The organism is Bacillus sp. 3G2 (genome assembly GCF_044324725.1).
Lineage (GTDB): Bacteria > Bacillota > Bacilli > Bacillales > Bacillaceae_G > Bacillus_A > Bacillus_A mobilis.
In genome coordinates, this window is record NZ_CP172246.1 from 1,664,082 (window position 1) to 1,686,650 (window position 22,569).

24 protein-coding genes and 2 pseudogenes are annotated in these 22,569 nt (G+C 34.7%); 17 read left to right on the plus strand and 9 right to left on the minus strand.

What is annotated here, in order from left to right:
* Window positions 1-31 precede the first annotated feature (31 nt).
* Window positions 32-925, minus strand: a complete 894-nt coding sequence (locus ACHZK0_RS08580; RefSeq protein WP_395761427.1) for a LysR substrate-binding domain-containing protein — start codon at window positions 923-925, stop codon at window positions 32-34.
* Between the two features lie 162 nt (window positions 926-1,087).
* Between ACHZK0_RS08580 and ACHZK0_RS08585 the strand changes: the two genes are divergently transcribed.
* The 5 genes and pseudogenes from ACHZK0_RS08585 (at window position 1,088) to ACHZK0_RS08605 (ending at window position 6,879) form a co-directional block, all read left to right on the plus strand.
* A complete protein-coding gene (locus ACHZK0_RS08585) occupies window positions 1,088-2,080 on the plus strand; it encodes an ABC transporter ATP-binding protein (protein ID WP_395761428.1) in 993 nt (330 codons plus the stop codon).
* The gene (locus tag ACHZK0_RS08590) at window positions 2,058-3,083 is read left to right on the plus strand and encodes an ABC transporter substrate-binding protein (protein WP_375809351.1); all 1,026 of its coding nucleotides are present in this window, start codon (window positions 2,058-2,060) and stop codon (window positions 3,081-3,083) included. Before ACHZK0_RS08585 ends, ACHZK0_RS08590 begins: the two co-directional genes overlap by 23 nt.
* Before the next feature lie 12 nt (window positions 3,084-3,095).
* A complete protein-coding gene (locus ACHZK0_RS08595) occupies window positions 3,096-4,766 on the plus strand; it encodes an ABC transporter permease (protein ID WP_395761429.1) in 1,671 nt (556 codons plus the stop codon).
* A complete protein-coding gene (locus tag ACHZK0_RS08600) occupies window positions 4,763-6,025 on the plus strand; it encodes an MBL fold metallo-hydrolase (protein WP_395761430.1) in 1,263 nt (420 codons plus the stop codon). Before ACHZK0_RS08595 ends, ACHZK0_RS08600 begins: the two co-directional genes overlap by 4 nt.
* 20 nt (window positions 6,026-6,045) lie before the next feature.
* Window positions 6,046-6,879, plus strand: a pseudogene (locus ACHZK0_RS08605) (hypothetical protein).
* Between the two features lie 53 nt (window positions 6,880-6,932).
* On the opposite strand, the gene ACHZK0_RS08610 reads toward ACHZK0_RS08605, so the two are convergent.
* Complete coding sequence (locus tag ACHZK0_RS08610) at window positions 6,933-7,355, minus strand: YfmQ family protein (RefSeq protein WP_375809359.1); 423 nt, start codon at window positions 7,353-7,355, stop codon at window positions 6,933-6,935.
* 199 nt (window positions 7,356-7,554) lie between these two features.
* Between ACHZK0_RS08610 and ucpA the strand changes: the two genes are divergently transcribed.
* The 7 genes and pseudogenes from ucpA (at window position 7,555) to ACHZK0_RS08645 (ending at window position 11,756) form a co-directional block, all read left to right on the plus strand.
* On the plus strand, window positions 7,555-8,349 hold the full coding sequence (gene ucpA, locus ACHZK0_RS08615; RefSeq protein ID WP_262741642.1) for an SDR family oxidoreductase UcpA: 795 nt from the start codon (window positions 7,555-7,557) through the stop codon (window positions 8,347-8,349).
* Window positions 8,350-8,557: 208 nt separating this feature from the next.
* Window positions 8,558-8,719, plus strand: a complete 162-nt coding sequence (locus tag ACHZK0_RS08620; protein WP_070141635.1) for a peptidase — start codon at window positions 8,558-8,560, stop codon at window positions 8,717-8,719.
* Between the two features lie 161 nt (window positions 8,720-8,880).
* A complete protein-coding gene (locus tag ACHZK0_RS08625) occupies window positions 8,881-9,516 on the plus strand; it encodes a cupin domain-containing protein (protein ID WP_395761431.1) in 636 nt (211 codons plus the stop codon).
* Between the two features lie 72 nt (window positions 9,517-9,588).
* A pseudogene (locus tag ACHZK0_RS08630) lies at window positions 9,589-9,870 on the plus strand (D-alanyl-D-alanine carboxypeptidase); the annotation flags it as partial.
* 50 nt (window positions 9,871-9,920) lie between these two features.
* Window positions 9,921-10,562 (plus strand): DUF3885 domain-containing protein, encoded by a 642-nt coding sequence (locus ACHZK0_RS08635; protein WP_395761432.1) that lies wholly within the window; start codon window positions 9,921-9,923, stop codon window positions 10,560-10,562.
* Between the two features lie 157 nt (window positions 10,563-10,719).
* Window positions 10,720-11,295, plus strand: coding sequence for a histidine phosphatase family protein (locus tag ACHZK0_RS08640; protein WP_395761433.1), 576 nt, complete (start codon window positions 10,720-10,722; stop codon window positions 11,293-11,295).
* Between the two features lie 89 nt (window positions 11,296-11,384).
* Window positions 11,385-11,756 (plus strand): hypothetical protein, encoded by a 372-nt coding sequence (locus ACHZK0_RS08645; protein WP_395761434.1) that lies wholly within the window; start codon window positions 11,385-11,387, stop codon window positions 11,754-11,756.
* A gap of 18 nt (window positions 11,757-11,774) precedes the next feature.
* On the opposite strand, the gene ACHZK0_RS08650 is transcribed toward ACHZK0_RS08645, so the two are convergent.
* The 3 genes from ACHZK0_RS08650 to ACHZK0_RS08660 are packed head-to-tail and all read right to left on the minus strand — an operon-like array spanning window position 11,775 to window position 13,395.
* Window positions 11,775-12,635 carry an alpha/beta fold hydrolase gene (locus tag ACHZK0_RS08650; protein ID WP_395761435.1) on the minus strand — a complete coding sequence of 287 codons (861 nt, stop codon included), beginning with the start codon at window positions 12,633-12,635 and terminating at the stop codon, window positions 11,775-11,777.
* Between the two features lie 36 nt (window positions 12,636-12,671).
* Complete coding sequence (locus tag ACHZK0_RS08655; protein WP_395761436.1) at window positions 12,672-13,001, minus strand: DUF3147 family protein; 330 nt, start codon at window positions 12,999-13,001, stop codon at window positions 12,672-12,674.
* The gene (locus ACHZK0_RS08660; protein ID WP_098613265.1) at window positions 12,985-13,395 is read right to left on the minus strand and encodes a MarR family winged helix-turn-helix transcriptional regulator; all 411 of its coding nucleotides are present in this window, start codon (window positions 13,393-13,395) and stop codon (window positions 12,985-12,987) included. The genes ACHZK0_RS08655 and ACHZK0_RS08660 overlap by 17 nt, the downstream gene beginning before the upstream one ends.
* 124 nt (window positions 13,396-13,519) lie before the next feature.
* Between ACHZK0_RS08660 and ACHZK0_RS08665 the strand changes: the two genes are divergently transcribed.
* A complete protein-coding gene (locus ACHZK0_RS08665; protein WP_063263650.1) occupies window positions 13,520-14,347 on the plus strand; it encodes a protein phosphatase 2C domain-containing protein in 828 nt (275 codons plus the stop codon).
* A gap of 43 nt (window positions 14,348-14,390) precedes the next feature.
* Here ACHZK0_RS08665 and asnB read toward each other — a convergent pair whose 3' ends face one another.
* Window positions 14,391-16,214, minus strand: coding sequence for an asparagine synthase (glutamine-hydrolyzing) (gene asnB / locus ACHZK0_RS08670; protein ID WP_395761437.1), 1,824 nt, complete (start codon window positions 16,212-16,214; stop codon window positions 14,391-14,393).
* 270 nt (window positions 16,215-16,484) lie between these two features.
* On the opposite strand from asnB, the gene ACHZK0_RS08675 reads away from it, so the two are divergent.
* Both ACHZK0_RS08675 and ACHZK0_RS08680 read left to right on the plus strand, forming a co-directional pair.
* On the plus strand, window positions 16,485-17,051 hold the full coding sequence (locus tag ACHZK0_RS08675; RefSeq protein WP_395761438.1) for a sigma-70 family RNA polymerase sigma factor: 567 nt from the start codon (window positions 16,485-16,487) through the stop codon (window positions 17,049-17,051).
* Window positions 17,048-18,154 carry a DUF4179 domain-containing protein gene (locus ACHZK0_RS08680; RefSeq protein WP_395761439.1) on the plus strand — a complete coding sequence of 369 codons (1,107 nt, stop codon included), beginning with the start codon at window positions 17,048-17,050 and terminating at the stop codon, window positions 18,152-18,154. Before ACHZK0_RS08675 ends, ACHZK0_RS08680 begins: the two co-directional genes overlap by 4 nt.
* A 39-nt stretch (window positions 18,155-18,193) precedes the next feature.
* Here ACHZK0_RS08680 and ACHZK0_RS08685 read toward each other — a convergent pair whose 3' ends face one another.
* Window positions 18,194-19,267, minus strand: a complete 1,074-nt coding sequence (locus ACHZK0_RS08685; RefSeq protein WP_395761440.1) for a glycosyl hydrolase — start codon at window positions 19,265-19,267, stop codon at window positions 18,194-18,196.
* A 265-nt stretch (window positions 19,268-19,532) separates the two neighbouring features.
* On the opposite strand from ACHZK0_RS08685, the gene ACHZK0_RS08690 reads away from it, so the two are divergent.
* A complete protein-coding gene (locus tag ACHZK0_RS08690) occupies window positions 19,533-20,432 on the plus strand; it encodes a cation diffusion facilitator family transporter (RefSeq protein WP_377920086.1) in 900 nt (299 codons plus the stop codon).
* A 193-nt stretch (window positions 20,433-20,625) separates the two neighbouring features.
* On the plus strand, window positions 20,626-20,796 hold the full coding sequence (gene fbpA / locus ACHZK0_RS08695) for a Fur-regulated basic protein FbpA (protein WP_000098301.1): 171 nt from the start codon (window positions 20,626-20,628) through the stop codon (window positions 20,794-20,796).
* Window positions 20,797-20,852: 56 nt separating this feature from the next.
* Here the strand turns inward: fbpA and ACHZK0_RS08700 are convergent, their stop codons facing one another.
* Together ACHZK0_RS08700 and ACHZK0_RS08705 are read right to left on the minus strand one after the other, a co-directional pair.
* On the minus strand, window positions 20,853-21,524 hold the full coding sequence (locus ACHZK0_RS08700) for a GntR family transcriptional regulator (protein WP_375809384.1): 672 nt from the start codon (window positions 21,522-21,524) through the stop codon (window positions 20,853-20,855).
* Between the two features lie 16 nt (window positions 21,525-21,540).
* Window positions 21,541-22,506: a DMT family transporter gene (locus ACHZK0_RS08705; protein ID WP_375809386.1), complete on the minus strand. Its 966-nt coding sequence runs from the start codon at window positions 22,504-22,506 to the stop codon at window positions 21,541-21,543.
* Between the last annotated feature and the right edge of the window lie 63 nt (window positions 22,507-22,569).

Below are 22,569 nucleotides of genomic sequence, written 5' to 3' on the forward strand. Positions count from 1 at the left end.
TTAAAAGGCTGTCGTGTATAACGATAGCCTTTTAATTTTTTGCTGCATAAGAAGTGATGCTATGTAGTAAAAAAGAAATAATTTTAGAATTCCACCTGTCCTCATGATGAATCGTATAAATGTTACGTTGAAATTCAAATCTAGGGATGGGCATGTAGCATAGTTCATTTCGGTGTACTTCTTGTTCAATAGCGAGTTTAGAAATAAAAGCAACTCCATTGCCGTATTTTAAAATTTGTTTCATCGTTTCTAATGAATCTAATTCAATTTCTGATTGGAATATAATGTTATGAGCTAACATCCATTGCGTAAGTAAATCTCTCGTTGTAGATGGATTACGATGCAATAGTATACGTTCCTTTTCAATATCTTGTAATGATACATTTTCTTTTTTTGAAAAATGATGTTCTTTGGAGAAAGCAAGAACAAGTGTATCTGGCATTATTTTTGTTTCTTTTAAAAGTGATTCATCAAACGGTGCTGCAGAAATTACACCGAGATCAATTTCATGATTTTGTAGCATCGTCCGAATTTCAGGAGCTGTTTTTACCATAAGTGTTATTTTTATATTTGGAAATTCGCATTGAAATTGGTGAATAATTTCTGGTAAAAGGTAAGTTGCTGGTACATAACTAGCACCAATTGTTATAGCGCCTTTATTAAAATCTTTAAACTCTTGCGTGACCCGCCTAGCTTCTTTCATAAGTGCATCTATTTTACAAGCATAATGATGCAATGCCTCACCAGCCTCTGTTAAGAAATATCTTCCAGAACGTAATTCAAATAAAGGCACACCGAGTTCTTCTTGTAAGCTTTTTATATGGAATGTAATAGTAGGTTGTTTAACACCAAGTTTTTCTGCAACTATCGTAAGTTTTTTATATTTCTTAATAAGCACTACAATTTCTAATTTTAAGAGATTCATTATGAGTTGCCGCCTTTTTTATTTTAACTATAGAAAAAATCTATAGAAATAAATAGTTTATTAGAAGTTTTTTAATTTAATCTTTACAGTACATTAACATTCAGTATAAATCCTCCAGATAGAATGAAAGCAGGTTAAGAGTGAGGGGAGAGAGGTGAAACGATGGATATTAAAATTTATGGATTAGAAAAGAGGTTTGGAAAAACGCAGGCGTTAAAACCGTTACAAATTGTCATGAAACAAGGTGAATTCACCACACTTTTAGGACCTTCGGGATGCGGGAAGACGACTTTACTTAGAATGATTGCAGGACTTGAAGAGCCAGATCAAGGTGAAATATATTTTGGAGATAAATGCATGTATTCTGCTACAAAAAAAATCAAAACATCTCCTCATGAACGGAATATCGGTATGGTATTTCAAGATTTTGCTTTATGGCCGCATATGACAGTATTTGAAAATGTTGCATTTGGTTTAAGGGCTACAAAGCAAACGAATCAATTACGGGAAAAAGTAGAAGATGCAATAAAGCGAGTTCGCCTGCAAGGGATGGAGAAAAGGTATCCGCATGAACTCTCTGGTGGACAGCAGCAACGTGTCGCATTTGCAAGAGCGATTGCAACAAAACCACATTTTATTTTGTTTGATGAACCGCTGAGTGCACTCGATGCAATTTTGCGAGAAGAAATGCGATTAGAGCTTATGGATATCGTTCATTCAATCGGTTTAACGGCATTGTATGTCACGCACGATCAAACAGAAGCGATGTCAATGTCAGATCAAATTATTGTTATGAAACAAGGGGAAGTATTACAAAAAGGAACACCAGAAGACATTTATGTGAAGCCATCTCATGAATTTGTTGCAAAATTTGTTGGTAAGGCAAATTGGCTTGTAGAGGGGAAACAAATGGTTCGTCCAGAGCATGTGAGCTGGACGAAAAATGAAGTGTGTGAAATGTATACAGGTGAAATTCAGCACGTTACATATGTAGGAGAACGGTATGAAATGAAAGTAAACATGGGGGCACTCGGAATATGGACAGCTTATCACAATAGTAAATTCAGCATCGGTAAGCCAGTATCGTTATATGTGCCAAAAAAATGTATTCATCATATAGGGGGAGAATCGTATGAAGAAATTCAGTTCGCTTAAGTCTTTATTTGTATGTACTTTATTATTTTCGGCTGTAGTAACAGGGTGTAGTTCAAAGACAGGCAATGCAGATGCAAAGAGTAAAGCTACGAATGAAAAGAAAATTGTTGTATATAGTGCAGGACCAAAAGGATTAGCAGAAAAGATTCAAAAGGACTTTGAAAAGAAAACAGGTATAAAAGTAGAAATGTTTCAAGGAACAACAGGTAAGATTTTAGCGAGAATGGAAGCTGAAAAGAAAAATCCAGTCGTTGATGTAGTTGTACTTGCATCATTACCAGCGATGGAAGGATTAAAAAAGGAAGGGCAAACGTTAGCTTATAAAGAAGCAAAACAAGCTGATAAGCTTCGTTCTGAATGGTCGGACGATAAAGGACATTATTTCGGATATAGCGCTTCAGCGTTAGGAATTGTGTATAACACAAAAAATGTGAAAACAGCTCCTGAAGATTGGAGTGATATAACGAAAGGGGAATGGAAAGGAAAAGTGAATCTTCCAGATCCAGCACTTTCGGGTTCAGCTCTAGACTTTGTAACAGGATATGTGAAAAAGAATGGAAAAGATGGATGGAATTTATTTGAACAGCTTAAGAAAAATGAAGTTACAGTAGCAGGGGCAAATCAAGAAGCGTTAGATCCAGTGGTAACAGGTGCGAAAGACATGGTCATTGCTGGTGTTGATTATATGACGTACAGTGCAAAAGCAAAGGGTGAGCCGGTTGATATTGTTTATCCAAAAAGCGGAACAGTTATTAGCCCACGAGCAGCAGGGATTATGAAGGATAGTAAAAATGTAGAAGGTGCAAAAGAGTTTATTGATTATTTATTATCAGATGATGTGCAAAAACAAGTTTCTAAAGCGTATTTATTACCGGGCAGAACAGATATAAAAGCTGAAAATAGACCGAATGTAGAAGAGATTCCAGTATTACATATTGATTGGAAAACAGTTGAGAAAGAACAAGATGAAATAGGAAAACAATTTAAGAAAGTATTTCAATAAGATGGTGATTACATGGTAAATCGATTCGTATCAGTAAGGAAAATTGGAATGACGGTAGCGCTGTTACTTGTGGCGATGTTAATCGTCGTTCCGCTTTTTCTCATTTTATTTTCTAGTGTATATGAAAATAGTAGTTGGAACTTTTTAAAGCCTTTTGAAGTGATGCAGAGTGGTGGATTAGCGGGGATTTTTCTAAACTCGATGCTTTTAGGTGTACTCGTAGTAATAGGAGCGACCATATTTGCATTTCCATTAGCCTTTATTATGAGCAAAACAGATGTTGGAAAGTATAGTAAGCTGGATATTGTTTTTATGATTCCATTTATGACTCCGCCGTATATTGGATCGATGGGCTGGATTTTGTTCATGCAGCCGAACGGCTATTTCGAGCAGTTTTTTCCGATGCTAAAGACGATTTCATCTTCGTTTTTTAGTTTAGGAGGTATGGTTTTAATAATGAGTCTGCATTTATTTCCATTCTTATACTTCATGTTGAAAAACACGTTACTTCAAATTGGAAGTAGTAAAGAAGAAGCTGCAGCAGTTCATGGTGGAAAATTTTTCTATCGTTTACGAAAAATAATATTGCCGCTATTAGTATCAAGCTATGTAATGGGTGCTTTACTTATTTTTGTGAAGACGATTGCTGAATTTGGAACACCAGCTACATTCGGACGAAGAATAGGATTTCATGTATTAACATCAGAGATTCATAAATTTATTTCGAGTTGGCCGATTGATTTTAGTAGTGCAACAGCATTATCTTCTTTATTACTTAGTGCATGTATGCTCATTTGGTATATGCAAAATGTATTGAATCGAAAGTACTCATATGCAATGGTTAGTGGAAAAGGTGTGAAATCTAAAAGGTATACATTGTCTATATTTACACGGGTTGTAGCATGGACTTATGTAATTGGTTTATTAATCGTATCAATTGGAATCCCGTATTTTTCTATACTGATTGCTTCATTATCGAAATTAAGAGGCGGCGGCTTACAGTTAAACAACTTTACAACGAGCCATTATGAAGCATTATTTACGATTGGATCTCCAGGATTAGAAGCTTTATGGAACAGTTTTCTTTTTTCACTTATAACAGCGATTATTGCTGTAATCATTGGAGTGTTTTTGGCGCTTATGATTCGAAAGGGGAAAAAGTCCTCTGAAAAATGGCTTGATATGTGCGGTATGTTACCGAATATGGTACCAGGAATCGTGATGGTTGTAGGGCTTATTTTATTTTGGAATTCACCCTATATGCCCCTGTCAATTTACAATACACCAGTCATGGTTATCGTAACGTACGTCGTTCTTTTTTTACCTTATACGGTGCAGTATGTAAAAGCATCGCTCGGGCAAATTGATGATTCTCTAGTACAGGCAGGAAGTATTTTTTCTGGGAATTATATTTATATTTTTAGAAAAATAATATTACCTCTTATTATCCCGGGCATTCTTGCCGGATGGGCGATGACATTTACAATCTCGATAAGAGAGTTAGTAGCATCGCTTATCGTACTCCCTCCATCAGTAGAAACGTCAGCAACATTTATTTTCGCTCAATTTGAACAAGGAGAAGTATCTATTGGAATGGCGATGGCGGTCGTTTCAGTTGGACTTACAACAGTATGTTTATTACTTCTGCAACATATGGAGCAAAAGCGAAAAGGGGTAGCATGATGAGGGTAGAAGTATGGGGAGGAGCGGGAGAATATGGTCGTTCCTGCTACTTCGTAAAAAATAAAGAGACGAAAATAGTATTTGACTGTGGTATTAATCGGTCATATGAGGATAGTTATCCAAAAATAGAGAGGGAAGTTGTACCATTTTTAGATGCAGTATTTTTATCACATATTCATGAAGATCATACGATGGGATTACCTTTATTGGCAAAGTATGGATATAAGAAAAAAATTTGGACGACTCGTTATACGATGGAGCAACTTCCCGCTTATTATGAAAAATGGAGAAACTACAATTTAGCGCAAGGGTGGAATGTACCTTATAACGACCAAAATGTTAAAGATTTAAATTATGTTTGTATTGATGAGATTAGTAATCCGAATGAATGGATACAGATTACTCCTACATTACGGTTTCAGTGGGGATATAGTGGTCATGTATTAGGGGCTGTTTGGTTTTTAGTGGATATGAGTCATACATATGTATTTTATTCTGGCGATTATTCAGCAGAGTCTAATATACTACGAGCTAATTTACCTGATAAGTTGCGCGGGGGGATAAAAGTTGCAATCGTAGATGCTGCTTATCATACTGACGATGTTTCGCAACATGAACGAGTAAACGAACTGTGTGCAGAAATTGAACGAGTTGCGCAAAAGAAAGGAATAGCATTACTACCATTGCCACCGCTTGGTAGGGCACAAGATATTGTATTGTATTTATATGAAAAATATAAAGAACTGCCCATTATAGTAGATCGAGAAATTTTGGATGGTTTTGAAGAGATGTTCGTATATAAAGATTGGCTCAAAAATAATAAAGAACTTGAAGGGATTATGGAGAGCTTAAAAAGAAACATAATCGTTATGGATCATGACATCGGAACGCAAAATAGTTATGGAATAGTTGTCATGAGTAATGCGAATATGCAAACGAAACGAGCTCAGTTATATTATGAACAACTTCGGCATGAAGAACGAAATTCGATTATCTTTACTGGGCATATTGCTAAAGGAAGTTTTGCAGAAAAAGTTTTGAAAGAACGTGTAGGTAAAGGGTGTAGGGTGAAACGAGTACCTTATAAAGTTCATCAAAGTATAAGTGACGTTAAGACAATGTTAAATACACTATTACCAAAACATACGGTGTTAGTACACGCTTTGAAAGAGGATACGGATCGATTGCAGGAAAAGCTTAGCACGGCAGGGTATGAAAATGTGTATTCACTTGCAATGGAATGTATAGAAGTTATTTAAAATGTAAAGGGGATTGGTATATGAAAAAGGTATTTGTATTCGCAAGCATTTTCTGTTGTTGTTTCCTTTATAACGTTAAGGAAGGCTTTGCCGCCAGTCCGATGAAACCTAGTTTTGAAGTGAAATTATTATTAAAGCCAGAACAAGTATTAGGTTATAGCAAAGAGATGAACGAAGAGGTACTAGAATATTTCCAGGCTGGTACAAATTATGAAAGAATACAAGTGCAATTTTTAGATACAGCGAATAAAAATTTAAGTAGTGAAGGTTGGTTTGCGAGAATTCGAAAGAAAGAATTCAGTAAAGATTTTGAACTAACATATAAAAAAAGATATCCTATTCAAAATGGTGTAATTCAAGATGCACTAGAAGTAGCTAAAAACGATGGATTTGATAGTAAAACTGTTAGTTATGAGGCAGAAGTAGATTGGGGTTTTGAGAAGAAAACGTTAAGTATTTCAAATAAAAAAAGTTACAGCGCTAAAGGATATGAAGTACTTGATTTACCAAACAAACGAGCCGCTCAAAACATGTTAATAGAAAAGTTACCAGGAAAAATGAACAAATGGTTGTATACGAATTGGGGAGAAGAAATGCTCACGAACTCTCGTATTTACGGTCCTGTATTAATGAAACGGTATACAGGGGAGTTTGAAAATATAAAAACGAATATTGAAGTTTGGCCACTAAGTAATACAGGGAAAATAGAAGATGATTTCGTAATAGAAATGTAGTTTAAAACGAGTGAGGAAAGTATTGCAACAAAACAAAGAGAATTATTAATGAAGAGTGTAGAACAAAAAGGATGGTTGTTACCGAAAGATAGTTTGAAGACAGAGCTTATTTTTCAGTGAGTAGTAAAAAAGGAATCCATATGCCATGGATTCCTTTTTCTAATATATGAGTATTAAGCTAAATCAGCTGACACGAACATATCATTATTTTGAAGGTTTTTAGAGCGTAAACTATAAGCAACTACCTTCTTTTTATATTGCTTTACAACATCAACATGCTCTTCATGACAATAAATATAAAAGACAAAATCTTTTTTTCCACGTTTTGCATTGATAATTAAAGGTGTGCCCTCATTGTATGGTGGTGCATAATAGCGATCTAAAAATAATCCTTCGTTAAAATCATGAATAATTTTGGATTTCTGTTCGCCTTCTAAGTTATTTCCATTGATTGTAACAGTCGCATTCTCTTCTTCAAGTTGTGGATGTGTTTCGTACTTGCTAATAATGGATTCAATAACAGTGTTAGGAAGGCTCGAAACGATAATTTTAAATGCTCCAAATACAACTAACATAACAATAAACCAAGTCGTCATAGTATATCATCCCCTTTTTCCTATTAAATAATATAACTCATATGGTAATAGTACATATGGTGAAGTTTTGTATAATTTGTGAAAATTTTTCCTTTTTATGAACATTTTTTAACAAATGGAGGTGTGCAAAGAATACAAGGGAATATTTGGTATGATAAAAATGTAAAGGTTTTTTTATTTATTATAAGGGGGTTATCAAATGGGGAAATTAGATGGTAAGGTCGCTTTTGTTACAGGAGCTGCGATGGGGAACGGAGCTGGAATTGCTCATGTATTTGCAGAGCTAGGGGCGAAAGTATTACTTGTTGATATTTCAGAGACAGTTCATGAGACAGCCAAAAATATTGTAAGTAAAGGGTTAGATGCTGCAAGTTATGTAGTCGACGTAGCTGATATGGATGCTGTAAAAGAAGTAGCGAAAGATGCATATGAGAAGTACGGAAAGATTGATGTGTTAGTAAATAACGCCGGTGTTATTCGACTTGCAAATTTTTTAGATATGTCAGATGAAATGCGTGATTTTCAATTTCAAGTAAATATTAATGGGGTATGGAATTTTTCTAAAGCGGTATTGCCATATATGATTGAGAAAAATTACGGGAAGATTGTGAATATGTCTTCTGTAACAGGAACGTTGGTTGCTGATGAAGGTGAAACTGCATATGCAACGACGAAGGCAGCAATTTGGGGATTTACGAAAGCGTTAGCACGTGAAGTGGCAAAACATCATATTACTGTAAATGCAATTTGCCCAGGTTACATTATGACACCAATGGCAGAGCAAATAGCAAATGAATCTGATCCAAATGAGCCGAGTAATGTAATCGATGGAATTGCTTCAGGTGTTCCTTTAGGACGTTTAGGGAAAATTGAAGAAGTAGGTCAGTTAGCAGGTTTTTTAGCATCCGATGAATCAAGCTACATAACAGGTACACACATTGTCATTGATGGTGGTAGCACATTGCCAGAAACGGTTTCAGTCGGTGTAAAGTAAAAGGATTATAAATGAGAGTTTTAGTTTTGTTAATGATAACGCTAGAAGGAATCTGAAAGAGATTTCTTCTAGCATTATAATGTTATGTACTATTATTAGAAAAATCAATTTTGTTACAAAAAGTTGAAATCGAAGTATTTTAAAAGAAAAAGGTTTATAATAAAAACATAACTAATAACCACATTACTAATTATAAGGAAGTGTAACTATGAGTACTGTAACAATCGTGTATGGTATTATTCTTTCTACAATTATCGTTTTATTTTTCGTTGGGGTTTCACGTTATATTCATAAATGGAAAGAAAGCGTTGCGAAATTAAATCACATTGAAGAAGAACTTAGTGATTTAATGTTACATCATGGTAAGTAAAAAGTTTATTTTTTAACTAAACAATGTGAAGAATATCACAAAACATGCTCTCATCATGAAGGCATGTTTTTTTGTTATGTGAATGATAGGCACATTCATACATTTTTTCCATACGATACAGTGTGCAAGTAGAAATGTCCGGAGTGGAAAAGAGGGATAAAATGAGTAGTTCAGGTTATGTTCCAGATAATAAAAACTTAAAGAAAAGCTCAGGAACTCCAAATCTTTTCTTTGATTCGAGAAAAAATATCTTTTTTAAAAGGGATGAGAAAAACGTTGCATATGAAGTTACGTCAACGCAGTTACCAGCGATGATAGGTGGAGCATTTGTTGATTTATTTATGACAAAAGGGCATATGCGAGAACCGCATTGGCATCCGAATGGGTGGGAATTGGATGTTGTTGTATCAGGAGAAGCAGTTACATCTATCTTAAATCCCGAAACGAATCAATTGCAAAATTATCATGTGAAAGCGGGGCAAACTGTCTTTATTCCAATGGGATGGTGGCATTGGATCACAGCGGTAACAGAAGAAGTGCAATTACATTTGTTCTTCAATAACGATCAGTTTGAAACAGCAGAAGGGTCAGACATACTTAGATTAACACCGCCAGAAGTATTTCAAGCTGCATACGGTGTAAGTGCAGAAAAATTAGAGAAGGACCTTTCGCCAATTAAGGAATCAGTTGTAATTGGTCCACCTAAACTCAATCGTCTAAAAGATGTTAAAGAAAGTGACGATTCAAATATAGTCGTTACGTTAAATGGACAAATAACATCATGTGAAATAGAGTAACTCTTTCTTTTTTTAGGAAGAGTTACTCTGTTTTGTATAATTTTGTAATTAAATTCGTTATAATTATAATATAGTAGAAAGTATTTTCCAAAATCAATGCAAGAAGAAATCGAGAACATTTTCAAAGGAACAGTTAAAAATAGTAAGTTCGAATATGCTGGTCAAAAAGGTGGTTCTACCGCATTCGTATTGACAAAAAGTTTGTATAGTACAGATAAGAAGGGGAATAAGGTAGAAGTTGTCATTATGTTTAACGATATAGAAGATCAAGTTGCATATCAAAAACTGAGAAATAATGTAGACTATTTTATTCGAGATATTATAACAAGTGAGGAATTCAAAAATAAATTATAACGGAATAATTTTATTATGTAAACAAGATGCTATTAAAGGTAGGTGTTGAAATGAGGTTGAATGAGTATATGCTTGAAACGTTTCCAAATTTAGAACTTAGACCACCTCTATTTTATAATGGGGATATTGGTATTCGCTTTAGATTAGGTGTGAACTATGATTGCAATAACATTTACGAAAATTGCCCATATTTAGAAGGCGTTTATAATAGATCGATTACTTTATTTCAGTCTTTACATGCAACAGAAGATGATATTTATATCGTAGTGGATGTAAATGACTATGCAGACGGTGAAATTTTCAAACACAAATTGAATATCTTTTCTAAGTATGTAAAAGAGAAGTCCGATTTGTTTAAGTTACAGAAAAATACAATCCCTTATATTTTTCCAGAAGACGATGAAGACGGGGTAGATAAAACTCATAGATATACTTTGAAATGTAAAGTTTCAGACTTGAAATACATTCCTATGCTAAAAGCAATTTGTAATCAAGATATGGGAATAAAACCGCGTATTTTTCATAGGGTGTATTTCATAAATATTAACAAGAATACTATATTTCACGTTTATGATGATAGGGGTTGTGATGTATTAGCTACCTCTCCTAATACAATTAGAGATATTTATCATACATATAATGATTGGATATTAGAATACGACAGAAATAAAATTGATAGAGTATTTAATTGAATGTAGTCTATTTTAAATGAGGGAAATACCATAGAGGTGTTTCCCTTTTATTAATATGAAAATCAACATTCAAATTTGACAGCGCTTATTATAAAGGTAAAGGGATTTGATGGTAATGTATTGAATTTGGATAGAAACAGAAAAGGGGGATGAATGAATGACGACAATATATTTTGTTCGCCATGCTCACTCTATATATACAAAAGACGAAAGGGTACGTCCCTTATCTGAAAAAGGGTACTTAGATGTAGAGAATGTAACACGCTTATTAAAAGATAAGCATATTGATGTTGTGATTTCTAGTCCTTATAAAAGGGCGATTCAAACGGTACAAGGAATTGCAAATACATATAATGTATCGATACAAATAGAAGAAGATTTACGAGAAAGGTTATTAAGTAAAGAGCCAGTAACAGATTTTAATGATGCGGTCCAAAAGGTGTGGGAAGATTGGGATTTTGCACACGAAGGCGGAGAATCGAATGATGTAGCGCAAAGGCGTGCTGTAATATGTATGCAAAATATATTAAAAAAATATGAAGATAAGAATATTGTAATAGGAACTCATGGGAATATTATGGTATTACTCATGAATTATTTTGATTCAAAATATGATTTTCAATTTTGGAAAACAATTCGTATGCCCGATATATTTAAGTTGAATTTTCATAATGAAGATTTAGTTTCTGCCGAAAGGGTAGAGAATACGGGTCATCAGATAAATAATTTGTAAAAGTTTATCAAAAAAAGAGGAAAGAGAGAAGTTATTGTAGAAGTATGACTTTGTAACATAAAAATTATGTGTTAAAGGAGGCTGTTTACATGTTTGAGAAAGAGAAAGAAGGGCTTATTGAAGTTCACAACGTATATGAAATTGCACCAGCAGATGGAACAATTATTGGTATGGCAACGGAAGAAGAAATGGAAATTGCTGCTGAACTTGAGCTGCAGTACTATGCCCATTCTCGTTTGCTAGAAGCAAATATTCAGTTAGACGGTTCCTCCTACAAAGAGTTACTTCAGGAGTTCCAGGAGTACGAAAGAAAATCAATGAGCTTTTGGCGAGCAATACATAAGCGTTTAGCTGTGCCATGGGCATGGGTATTACGTATTGACGTTGCGAATGGCCCTATTTATTTAAGTAATGGGAATTCGTATTACGAAGAAATCGATGATGAAGAAGATTATGAATAGATAAGTAAGGAAGCAGCTTTAGTTGCTTCCTTTTTTTATTTTTAGGGAGTGAACCGCTTCAGTGATAATATCTGGTCGATCATTTTCTATTCCGTGACCAGCATGTTCAGCAAGTATATATTGGCTATGTATGGAGAGTTGTAATTGTTCATGAATCAATTCTTGCCACATTGTTTCAAGTTGTATGGCTTCCTCTTTTGGCATGCTGCCCTCAGTCAACTGAGTAATAGAATATTGAGGGTCTCTACCGATAACGATTAATGGTATTTCTAATCTTTTATATAGCTCTTTTAGTGAAAGAGCGCAGTTTTTCCATTCCGATAGTTCAGAAGCAGTCGCTTTATATAATGAAGGAGAGGTAGAAAATTCAATTTGCTGTCTTGATTGATTGGCTAGCATAGGTTTTAGTTCATTATAAAGCATGTCTACATCCATTTTGGAATATGTATTATATTTTTGAAGCCACATATCATCAGAATCAGTTTGATCAGAAATTGGTAAATAAAGTTCATCTAGTCGGTGTAAGCTCATGGAAGTAGAATCAACTAAAATAAGTGCCTCCAGCTTATCTTCATGTAGCATCGCAAAATGTTGTGCGCATAAGCCGCCATAGGAATGACCGATTAGAATGATTGGCTCGTGAATATCCAATTTTTGTAGCAACAAATGAAGTTCTTTTGTTACTTGTAACGTAGTACGTGAATAATTCCCTAGTTCACTTTTTCCGTAACCAGGGCGATGATATGAAACGACTGTAAAGTGCTGTGAAAGCTTTTCTATAATAGGAAGCCAATCATAAAATGAACAAGTCATTCCGGTTTGAATGACTACAGTTTGTTTACTACATCCTCTTATATATACTTCTATAGTTTGCCCCAATACCTCTACAAGTTTATAAATAATAAACCCTCCTAACTAAGCTTGAAATAATTTTTGACAAGCAAAAACAGTGCACCAAACACCTATACCAAACAGGACAGATGTACTAAGTGAAAAAGAGTTTTTTAGACCAATATAGACGATAAATAATAGTAGTGCGGATGCAGGAAATCCATATAATACGCCTATCGCAAATTGACTTAATTCTTGTTTGTTCCCGCCTTCAAAAGAAATCCAAAATAGACTTAGTAAACTAACGAGTGGAAGGGCAGCAATAAAGCCGCCTATCGTACTGTAATGTTTAGCGACTTCAGTAATAACGCCGATAATAAGTGCCGAAACGATTACTTTAACGAGGAAATGCATATTTTGCCTCCTTCGCTAATAACGAAAAGGCTTTTTCAATTAATTGTTGTTCTTCTTTTGATAACTGAGATTCTAATATTTTTATCTTTTCTTTATCTAGTAAAGTATGCTTTTCTAATCCTTCAATACCTTCTATCGTTAATGTAAGGTTTACAACTCTTTCATCTTGTTTGTTTCTTTCTTTTATAATAAATCCTTTTTGAATAAGGCGCTTTACGTGTTCAGATGCTGTGTTATGAGAGAGACTAAGCTCAGTAGCGACTTTTCCAATTGTTATATCTTTCTCACGAGAAACGATTTGTAAAATACGAATAGCTTGATGGGAAAGATTGTCTTCATATTCGTATCGTAAGTGATAATAAATACTCTCCCAATGTTGATTGATGTCTTTCATAATGATAAATCCCCCTATTTTTATATCGTATAGTAAGATATATTCGTTACTTTAGAAATAAAATCCTTTTATTTGGATAAAAAATGTTGAAAAAGTTTATTTTTATTGAAATATAAGGTAATCTATGTGTAAAGGTATACATTTAGCAAGAGAGAGGATGATAGCTGTGAATACATTCAAATGGATGAGTCATGAACAGATGTATGTAGATGAAATACATGTTGAAAAATGTGGTCCTCTTTCAGTCGGCGTATATGGGGGAAATCAAGAAAGTGATGCATATGAACGAGGAGATGCGGTACTTGCTTGGTGGGATCCTGAATTACAATTTGAATTTGTTATGATTTTTGATACACACCATAAAACAAAAAATATTGATTATATAATAGAAGCAATTTCAGAAAGAAAAGAGAAACTAAAAGAGTTATTTTCCTACCCGATACACTTAGCTTTTCATCATACACATATGTACTTATTAGCGTTATTTACAGATGAATTGTTTATTGAAAAATGTGATCAAGATGATGAGGAACTTGCATGCTTAATTTGTTTACGAAAAGGCGAATTTTTATATTGGCTATCAGTTGGTGATTGTTTCGCATATTTATTCCATTCTGAGAAAACGAAGAATGGTAAAGGGCGATTAAATAAACGGAAGAATTACGAATATATCGGTAGGAAAAATATTTTTGCGGCAAATACACCTTGCTTTACGTCAGGTGTAAGAGGATTAGAAAAAGGAATGAATCATATTGTAATGGCAACGGACGGTATTTTAGAATGTGATAAACAAAGGTTTGATGATGATCAATCATTAGTAGAAATATTGCACGACGGAAGTTGCTTACAGATTGAACCAGTATTAACAAATGTACTGCAGTGGAAAGGTAGAGATTGTGCCACTATTATTGGATGGTCTATTGATACTGAAAATAAACGATGCGCTAATTAATATAAAAGGAGTTCAAGGTTTTTTATCCTTGAACTCCTTTTTGTTAAGCGATATGGATGTGATACGTTTTTAACCATTCATTTACTTGAAGCATGTATTCCATAGCACTTCTTGCTTCAAAATTGTTAATTTCTTTATTGCTTTCATCGGCAATGGCAAGTAATGTAGAATGATTAATAAGTGAGAAAATAGGATTGTTTTTATTATTGCACATGTCGAGTGATAAATGACGGATTGTTTGCAGATAATGTGGATCTTGTGAAGTTGGATAAGCACTTTTTCTTCTATTACGTACATCATCAGGTAAAGCAGGTTGCAGTGCTCTACGTAAAATGCCTTTTTCAATATTATCAATGCTTTTTATGTTGAAAGGAACGTTCCATAAATATTCAACTAATCGATAATCGCAAAACGGTACACGAACTTCAAACCCTACAGCCATGCTCATACGGTCTTTACGATCAAGTAAGAACGGGAGAAATCTCGTTAAAAATAAATAAAACATTTGACGTTGTTTTGCGGATTTTTTACTTTCGCCTTCAAGAGTAGGTACTTCAAGTATCGCTTCTTGGAATCGTGCATAAATATAGTTTTCTAGGTTGCATTGGTTATTTACTTCATTTAGTAGAAGAGGAGAAGTATTCTTCCAATTTGTTAGCCACGGAAACTTATCTACATATAGTAGTTCTTCTTGGTGAAACCAAGGATACCCACCGAATACTTCATCAGCAGATTCTCCAGATAAAGCTACAGTTGCATCTTTTTTCATTTCGCAAAATAGTAAATATAGTGAAGTTTCCATTTCGCCGGCACTCGGTAAATCTTTTGCGCGAAGGGGAACGAATAAGTGATTTGCTAATTCTTCAGCATTCACAATAATGTCATGATGCGATGTCCCTACATGTTCAGAAACGCGTTTTACCCAAGGAGCGTCTAAACCAGTGCGAGCAAATGTCAGCTCGAAATCTTTTGCGCTATTTACAAAGTCAACGGAATACGTATGAAGTGTTTTATTTTCAGCAGCAAATTCTTTTCCTGCTAGTGCAGTAATCCCGCTAGAATCTAATCCTCCTGATAACATACAGACGAGAGGAACATCCGCAATTAATTGTCTTTTTACTGTATCTTGTAAAATAGATAAAATATGTGATGATGTATCTTCAGTACAGTCTGTATGAACCTTACTTTCTAAATTCCAATACTTCTTAACTACTTTTTTATCACGTGTAAACGTTATAGAATGTCCAGCACGCACTTCTTGAATATGTTTAAAGACGCCACATCCTGGAGTTCGAAATAAGCCTAATCCAAATATTTCGTTTATGCCATCCGAATCAATTTCAGCAGGAACAGATGGATGAGCCAATAGCGCTTTTATTTCAGATCCGAAAATAATGCTGTCATTTCTTTCAGTATAAAAGAGTGGCTTTACGCCTAAATGATCACGTGCTAAAAACAATTGTTGCTTCTGATCATCCCATAAGGCGAAAGCGAAAATTCCGTTTAAATGTTGTACGCAATCTTCTTTCCATTCTAAATAAGCATGTAGTAACACTTCTGTATCTGAATGCGTTTCAAATGCATGACCACATTTTCGAAGTTGTTCTCTTAGTTCACGGAAATTATAAATTTCTCCATTATAAGTAAGAGCATACGTATAATCACCAGCACGAAATGTCTTCGGCTGTGTCCCACCTTCTGGATCAATAACAATTAAACGCCGATGTGCAAAGGCCGCACGAGGTGAAAACCAAAATCCTTCAGCATCAGGACCACGATGCTGAATACGATTTGCCATCTTTTCTAAAATAACATGTTGATGTGAAAGATCTTCCTTCCAATCTACCCAACCTGTAATTCCACACATACACATCTCATCTCCTAATTTAAAATGTTGAAAAGTAGATTAATGAAATAAAATGTACATCAAATTAAAAAGTTACTACATAAATAGTGTACTACATGAATTAAAGGGTAGACTTGAGAAAATTTTCTTGTAATACATAGTTATGTGAGACAATGTCTTAGGGGAAGTATTCCATAACATACAAAAAATAAAAAAAGATGAGAGAAAATTTTTTGTAAGACGTTATATAGGGTGTAAAAGCTTTTACAAAAAAATAAGGGGAATCGCTACATGAAATCAAATGAGAAAAATTTTATAAAAAGGCTAAAACGGCAAAAAGAAGATGCGCTAGAATTTGTTGTCGATACATACTTACCGCTCATAAAAGGAATCACGCACAAAGTTCTACTTCCAGTTCAAAATGATGGACTCATAGAGGAATGTGTAAACGATATATTTCTTTCCATTTGGAATAACGCAAATAAATTTCATGGAGAGCCAAGTGACTTTAAAAAATGGATTGCGGCGATTGCGAAATTTAAGGCGATTGATTATTACCGGAAAGCGACTAAAAAAGTAGAAATTATTTCAGATGAGTTTCATATTAGTACGAAAAAGTCAGCTGAAGATGAATTAATCGTTATGGAAGATAGGGAAGAGTTATTGAAGCTTATTAATCAATTAGAACCGTTAGATCAAAAGTTGTTCATTATGAAATATCTTCTCGGTATGAAGACAGAAGAAATAGGAGACAAGTTAGGGTTAACTCGGGCAGCGATCGATAATCGCGTGTACCGTGGGAAAAAGAAACTACAACAAAATGCTACGAATATTAGTTTTGGAGGTAGTGCCATATGAAAGACATTTATGAACTATTAAATGATATTGATATAGATGAAAAAGAACTTGAAGAAATTGAGACTTCTGAAATTGAAAAAGAAAAAGTAAAACGGAATGTAAAACAGTCGATACGTACGAAGAAAAAGATGAAAAGTTGGAAAAAAGGTGTTGCTGCTGCATCTATTTTAGTAGGATTATCAGTTGCAACACTGGGCATTGGATTTCCTACGTATGCCGGGGGATTACCAATTGTAGGTGACATATTCCGATTTTTAGATAATGGTAGAACAGGGTTATATGAAAATTATAAAGAGTTTTCGACTGAATTAAATATGACGAGAGAGAGTAATGGGGTTAAAGTTACAATTAATGATGCTGTGTTCGATGGTAGAACAATTACAATCACATATTCTATTGAGAGTGATAAAGACTTAGGAGAGAAACCGTTCCCATTTGGAAGTCCGCAAGTTATGGGCTTTAATGGCGGAGGAGGTAGTTCGAACGTTACAAAAGTTGGAGAGGGAAAATATGTAGGTATGACTACGATGAGTGGTCATGGTAGTGAAAGGCTAGATGTAGCAAATGTTTGGTGGGATATAGAAGCAATTGAGTTGGATTATGAAGGTAATACAATAAAGGGAAACTGGAATTTCGCACTTAGTTTAAAAGCAATGGATAGTAAGGAAGTAAAGGTTAATAGGGTTTCTGAAAATGAATTAATAAAAGTAAACATAGAAAAAATGGAAGTAACCCCGATGTCCTTTATCGTTTTTTTCAATCAGGAAGAATCTAAGGCATTACGAAGTATATGGGATAGCGCTGATGTGGAATTAGAAATAAAAGATGATCTCGGAAATAAATATGCTGGTGAAGGAAATGGCGGAACTAGTACAGTAGCCGAACCGCATAAAAGTAGTTGGAGTGCTACATTCCAAAAGTTAAACGAAAATGCAACAAAGCTTATCGTTACACCTCGTGTGCACTTGCGAGTTCATACACCTGAAAATCATGGTGGAGTAGAGTATGTGAATGGAAAAGAGAAGAAAATTGAAGTACCGAAAAAAGAAGCGAAGAGTAAAGATATTGTTCTAGATGATATTGTAATTGATTTAAAGAAATAGAAGAGAGACTGCCTAAAACCATTAGGCAGTCCCTTTTCGTTAAGAACTAGTTACGAGTAACGCATGAGGATGTTGCGTTTTATATTCATCTTTCCAAGGAATATTTAGTTGTTCCCACGATTCGCCGCTATCAGTGGATTGAAACACGCCATTGTTATTTAAAGTGTAAAACGTATGTGGTTCTGCTGGATTTGTCGCAAACATTGAAATGACTGTACCGATTGCTGATGGTAGACCTTGCTGTACTTGTTGGAACGGAGTATCTTTCGTTTTACGATAAATATAAGATTCATAAGGAATACGGTGATGAGCGAGGTCAGCGCTTGGTGCGGCAGAAACGAGAATTGTATCACAATCAGCTGGATCGATAGCCATGCTGTATAAATAATGATGTTCAAGTCCTTCGCTGCATGAGATCCAGCTGTTTCCACTGTTATAACTTTCGAGGTATGCGCGATCAGGTCCGCCCATAAATCCGTCACCACATGATGCATAAAGGCGATTTGGAGCGTCAGGATGCATAAGCAATTGATGAGCATCGATAGGAGCACCGAATTTTTTATCCATCCATGTATGCCCTCTATCATTACTTTGAATAACAGCACCTGCTTCAATTGAAACATGGATTGTATTTGGAGTGTTTGGGTCTACTGTAATCCAGCGAACGTGATGGGTGAAAGGTCTAGGTGGAAAAGCCCACGTATAAGAAGATAATAACGATTTCATATTTTTAAGTTCCGTCCACGTTTCACCACCATTTTCTGAACGGAATAAAGCGCTCGGTTCTGTGCCGACATAAACGACGCCATAGCCGTTAATTTGTTCATTAGGGCTTATCGTAATGGAAGTGATTGAAGAATGTAAAATACCATCTTCATTTGGAAAATCAAAGTAACGATATGAATCTCCAATCGGCCTCCATGAACCCCCGCCATCGTCACTTAACCATAAACCTCTTCCAAATGTTCCGCAATATACACGGTTTTGTTGGAATGGATCAACTGCAATACAGGTAGGTTGCATATTTTGTAAGTGATAGGATGCTTCATAGTTGCCATATCGTTCTTTTACAACAATAAGTTCACGCTCCATACAGAGAAACAGTCTTTTCAATTTCGTCCCCTCCTTAAAAATTCTTTCTTTAGTAAACAATATGAAAATAAAAAAGAAGTAGTCTTGTTTTTATTTGAGAAAAAGGACTTGTTTGAAAAGTAGCGAAATGTGTATACAGAGGAAATGGGGTAAAGTGAAACTTTAATCAGTGTGTGGGGCAACGTCACTGATTATGAGCCTTCACCAATCGGGCATTAATTCGGGATAAAGATGGGGAGTTTGTTTCATACTAACATACAGATATTGCACTTAAAGGAGCATTCGTATGGGACATTCACATGATCACGGTCATTCTAACAATAAAAAGGCGTTACTAATTGCTTTCGTACTAACAACAAGTTTTATGATTGCTGAAGTAATTGGAGGATTTGTAACAAATAGTTTAGCACTACTATCTGACGCGGGGCATATGTTAAGTGATGCGGTATCTTTAGCTTTAAGTTTACTTGCGTTTAAGCTTGGAGAAAAAACAGCAACAGCTGCGAAAACATATGGGTACAAGCGAGTCGAAATGTTAGCAGCATTATGTAACGGTGTCGTTCTTATTGTCATTTCAGTATACATTTTTATTGAAGCAATACGCCGTTTTAAAGAACCGGTTGAGATTGCTAGTAATGGGATGCTCATTATTGCCATACTTGGTCTACTTATTAATATTTTATCGGCTTGGATATTAATGAGAGGCGGAGATGTGAAGGGCAATTTGAATTTAAGAAGTGCTTTCTTACACGTATTAGGCGATCTATTAGGATCAGTCGGAGCAATTATTGCAGCGCTATGTATTAAATTTTTCGGATGGACTGCTGCAGATGCGATTGCTAGTATTCTTGTGTCTATTTTAGTCATTATTAGTGGATGGCGTGTAACACGTGATACGGTCCATATATTAATGGAAGGTGCACCACAGCACATAAATGTAGAAGCGGTAAAAAGTACATTATTAAATATTACGGTTGTAAAAGAAGTTCATGATTTGCATATATGGTCTGTCACATCTGATTTTCAAGTATTAACTTGCCATTTGATTATTAAAGATAATGAAACGCAAAGTGTATTAAAAGAGGCTACGGATGTATTAAAGGAAAAGTTTCATGTAGAACATGTCACCATTCAAGTAGAAATAGATGGTGCATTTAATCATGGTGAGACAACTTGCAAAGTATGAAAGAAAAAGGGTAAGAAAATGTGTCATAACATTTTTTGCATGGCATACATATATATAATGTGGCCACAAATACTTTGTAAGGTAAATATTTCATGAAATTACTTTACTTATAAAGAGTCATCTTTTATAATCAAAAGTGGTAATTGATAAAGATTATCATTTTCAATGTTCGTAGAAAGGAGTTTTTTAAAAGATGAGTAGTCAACTCCGTTTTGCTGTTGAAAATCGTAAGAGGCATTTAATCGATGAGTTAATTGGAGCAGGTGTGTTTAAAATTCGCGACCGACAATTATACGAGCTGTCTTTAGAGGAATTGGAAAAAGAGTACGAAGATATGGAAGATTATGCAGATATTCAGGCATAGCTATATAGATTAATAAAAGGTGAGCTGGTTACGATTTTGTGTAACCAGCTCTATTATTATTTCATAGAAATTATTTTTGATATTTCTTTCATTGGACGGAGCCAGTTTTGGGACATCATTTGTTCCATTTGTTTTTCGTCCTGCTTTTGCAGTGCTTGAATAATAGAGTGATGTTCTTCAATAGATTGACTTGCTGGAACGAAGTTTTGGAAAAACAAGTATTCAAGACGTAAAACGTGAAGTTGCATATTTTCTAGAAATGGTTCAATATATTGGTTTTTAGCAATAGAAGAAATTGTATTGTGAAATTGTATATCTAGTTGTAAAGCTTGTTTTGCGTTTTTGTTCTCTATAGAACGCTGAAAATCATCATTTATTTCAGAAAGGAGTTTCAAATCAGCGTCTGTAATGTTTTGAAGTGCTTGCTTTCCTATAATAGAGTGAAGACCAGCCATCGTTTCATAAATGATAGGAATGTCGTCTAATTTAATAGGAGCAATTTTTGTTTTTTGACCAGGTACCATTTCCACTAATCCAGAAAGTTCTAATATTTGAAGTGCTTCTCTTACGGGGGTTCTGCTTACCCCTAGTGCTTCAGCCAATTCCCCATCATTAATTTTTTCATCAGGCTGCAGTACCCCTTCAATAATCCAATCTTGTAGTTGGTTTAAAACGAGTGATTTTGCCGAAACTCTTCCTTGTTTTTTATAATTTTGAGGGATAGGCATAGTGAATTCAATCCTTTCATTGTATATTTTCCTTTTTCTCATGAACAAGCTTTAATTCGGGTTTCCCTTCATCTGGTTTTTGGCTTAAGATAAGTACCATTACAATGACACAAAGAGCCCCTAATAACTGAAAAGATTGAAACGGTACGTGTAATATAAGTACAGAAGAAATAATAGCTGCGAGTGGTTCTGTACATCCGAATAATGTCGTTTCTTTCGGAGTCAAGTATCGTATGCTGTCTAAGTATAAATAAAATGCAATAAGTGTTCCGAAAATGACGACAAATGTGATAAGCGGTAGGGCACTTAGTTTTACATATTTCATAGTTGATAATATAATGAATTCTTTTGTAGAAATAAAGTGTAGAATTGTTACACCAATTCCCCCAATAATCATGCCCCATCCAACGATAACAGAGGAAGACCATCTTTCTAGTAATCCCTTTGAATATAAACTATAAAAAGCAAGAGATAATCCAGATAAAATCCCCCAAATAATAGCTGGTGTAGAAACAGCCAAGTTATGAACAGATCCGTTTGTTAGTAAGAGAAAAGTTCCTACTAATGAAAGGGCAATTGAAATAAAATCGATTTTTGATGGACGAACGTTCCATTTGAAAAGTAAGTATACAGTGATGAATATAGGAGCTAAATATTGTAATAATGTTGCGACGGCGGCATTTCCTTCTTTAATAGAGGCAAAATACGTGTACTGTACAGCAAGCATACCGAATAGGCCAAACAAAATCATTTTAATAGCATCAGATTTTTGTTTCCATATGCCGAATATTTCTTTTTTTCTCGTTCCGAATGACGAAATAATGAGCAAGATAATGCCGGATATAAGCAATCGAATTGTAACTAACCATTCAGTAGAAATGTGCTCATTTTGGAAAAGTTGTTGTGCAGCTGTCCCGGATAATCCCCATAAACAAGCACCAATAACAACCATAATGATTCCTTTTAAACGATTTGGATCCATATAGTTTTATTTCCTTTCTCTAAAAATAAGTTTTGAATACAATATGCAATATATCACGAAATG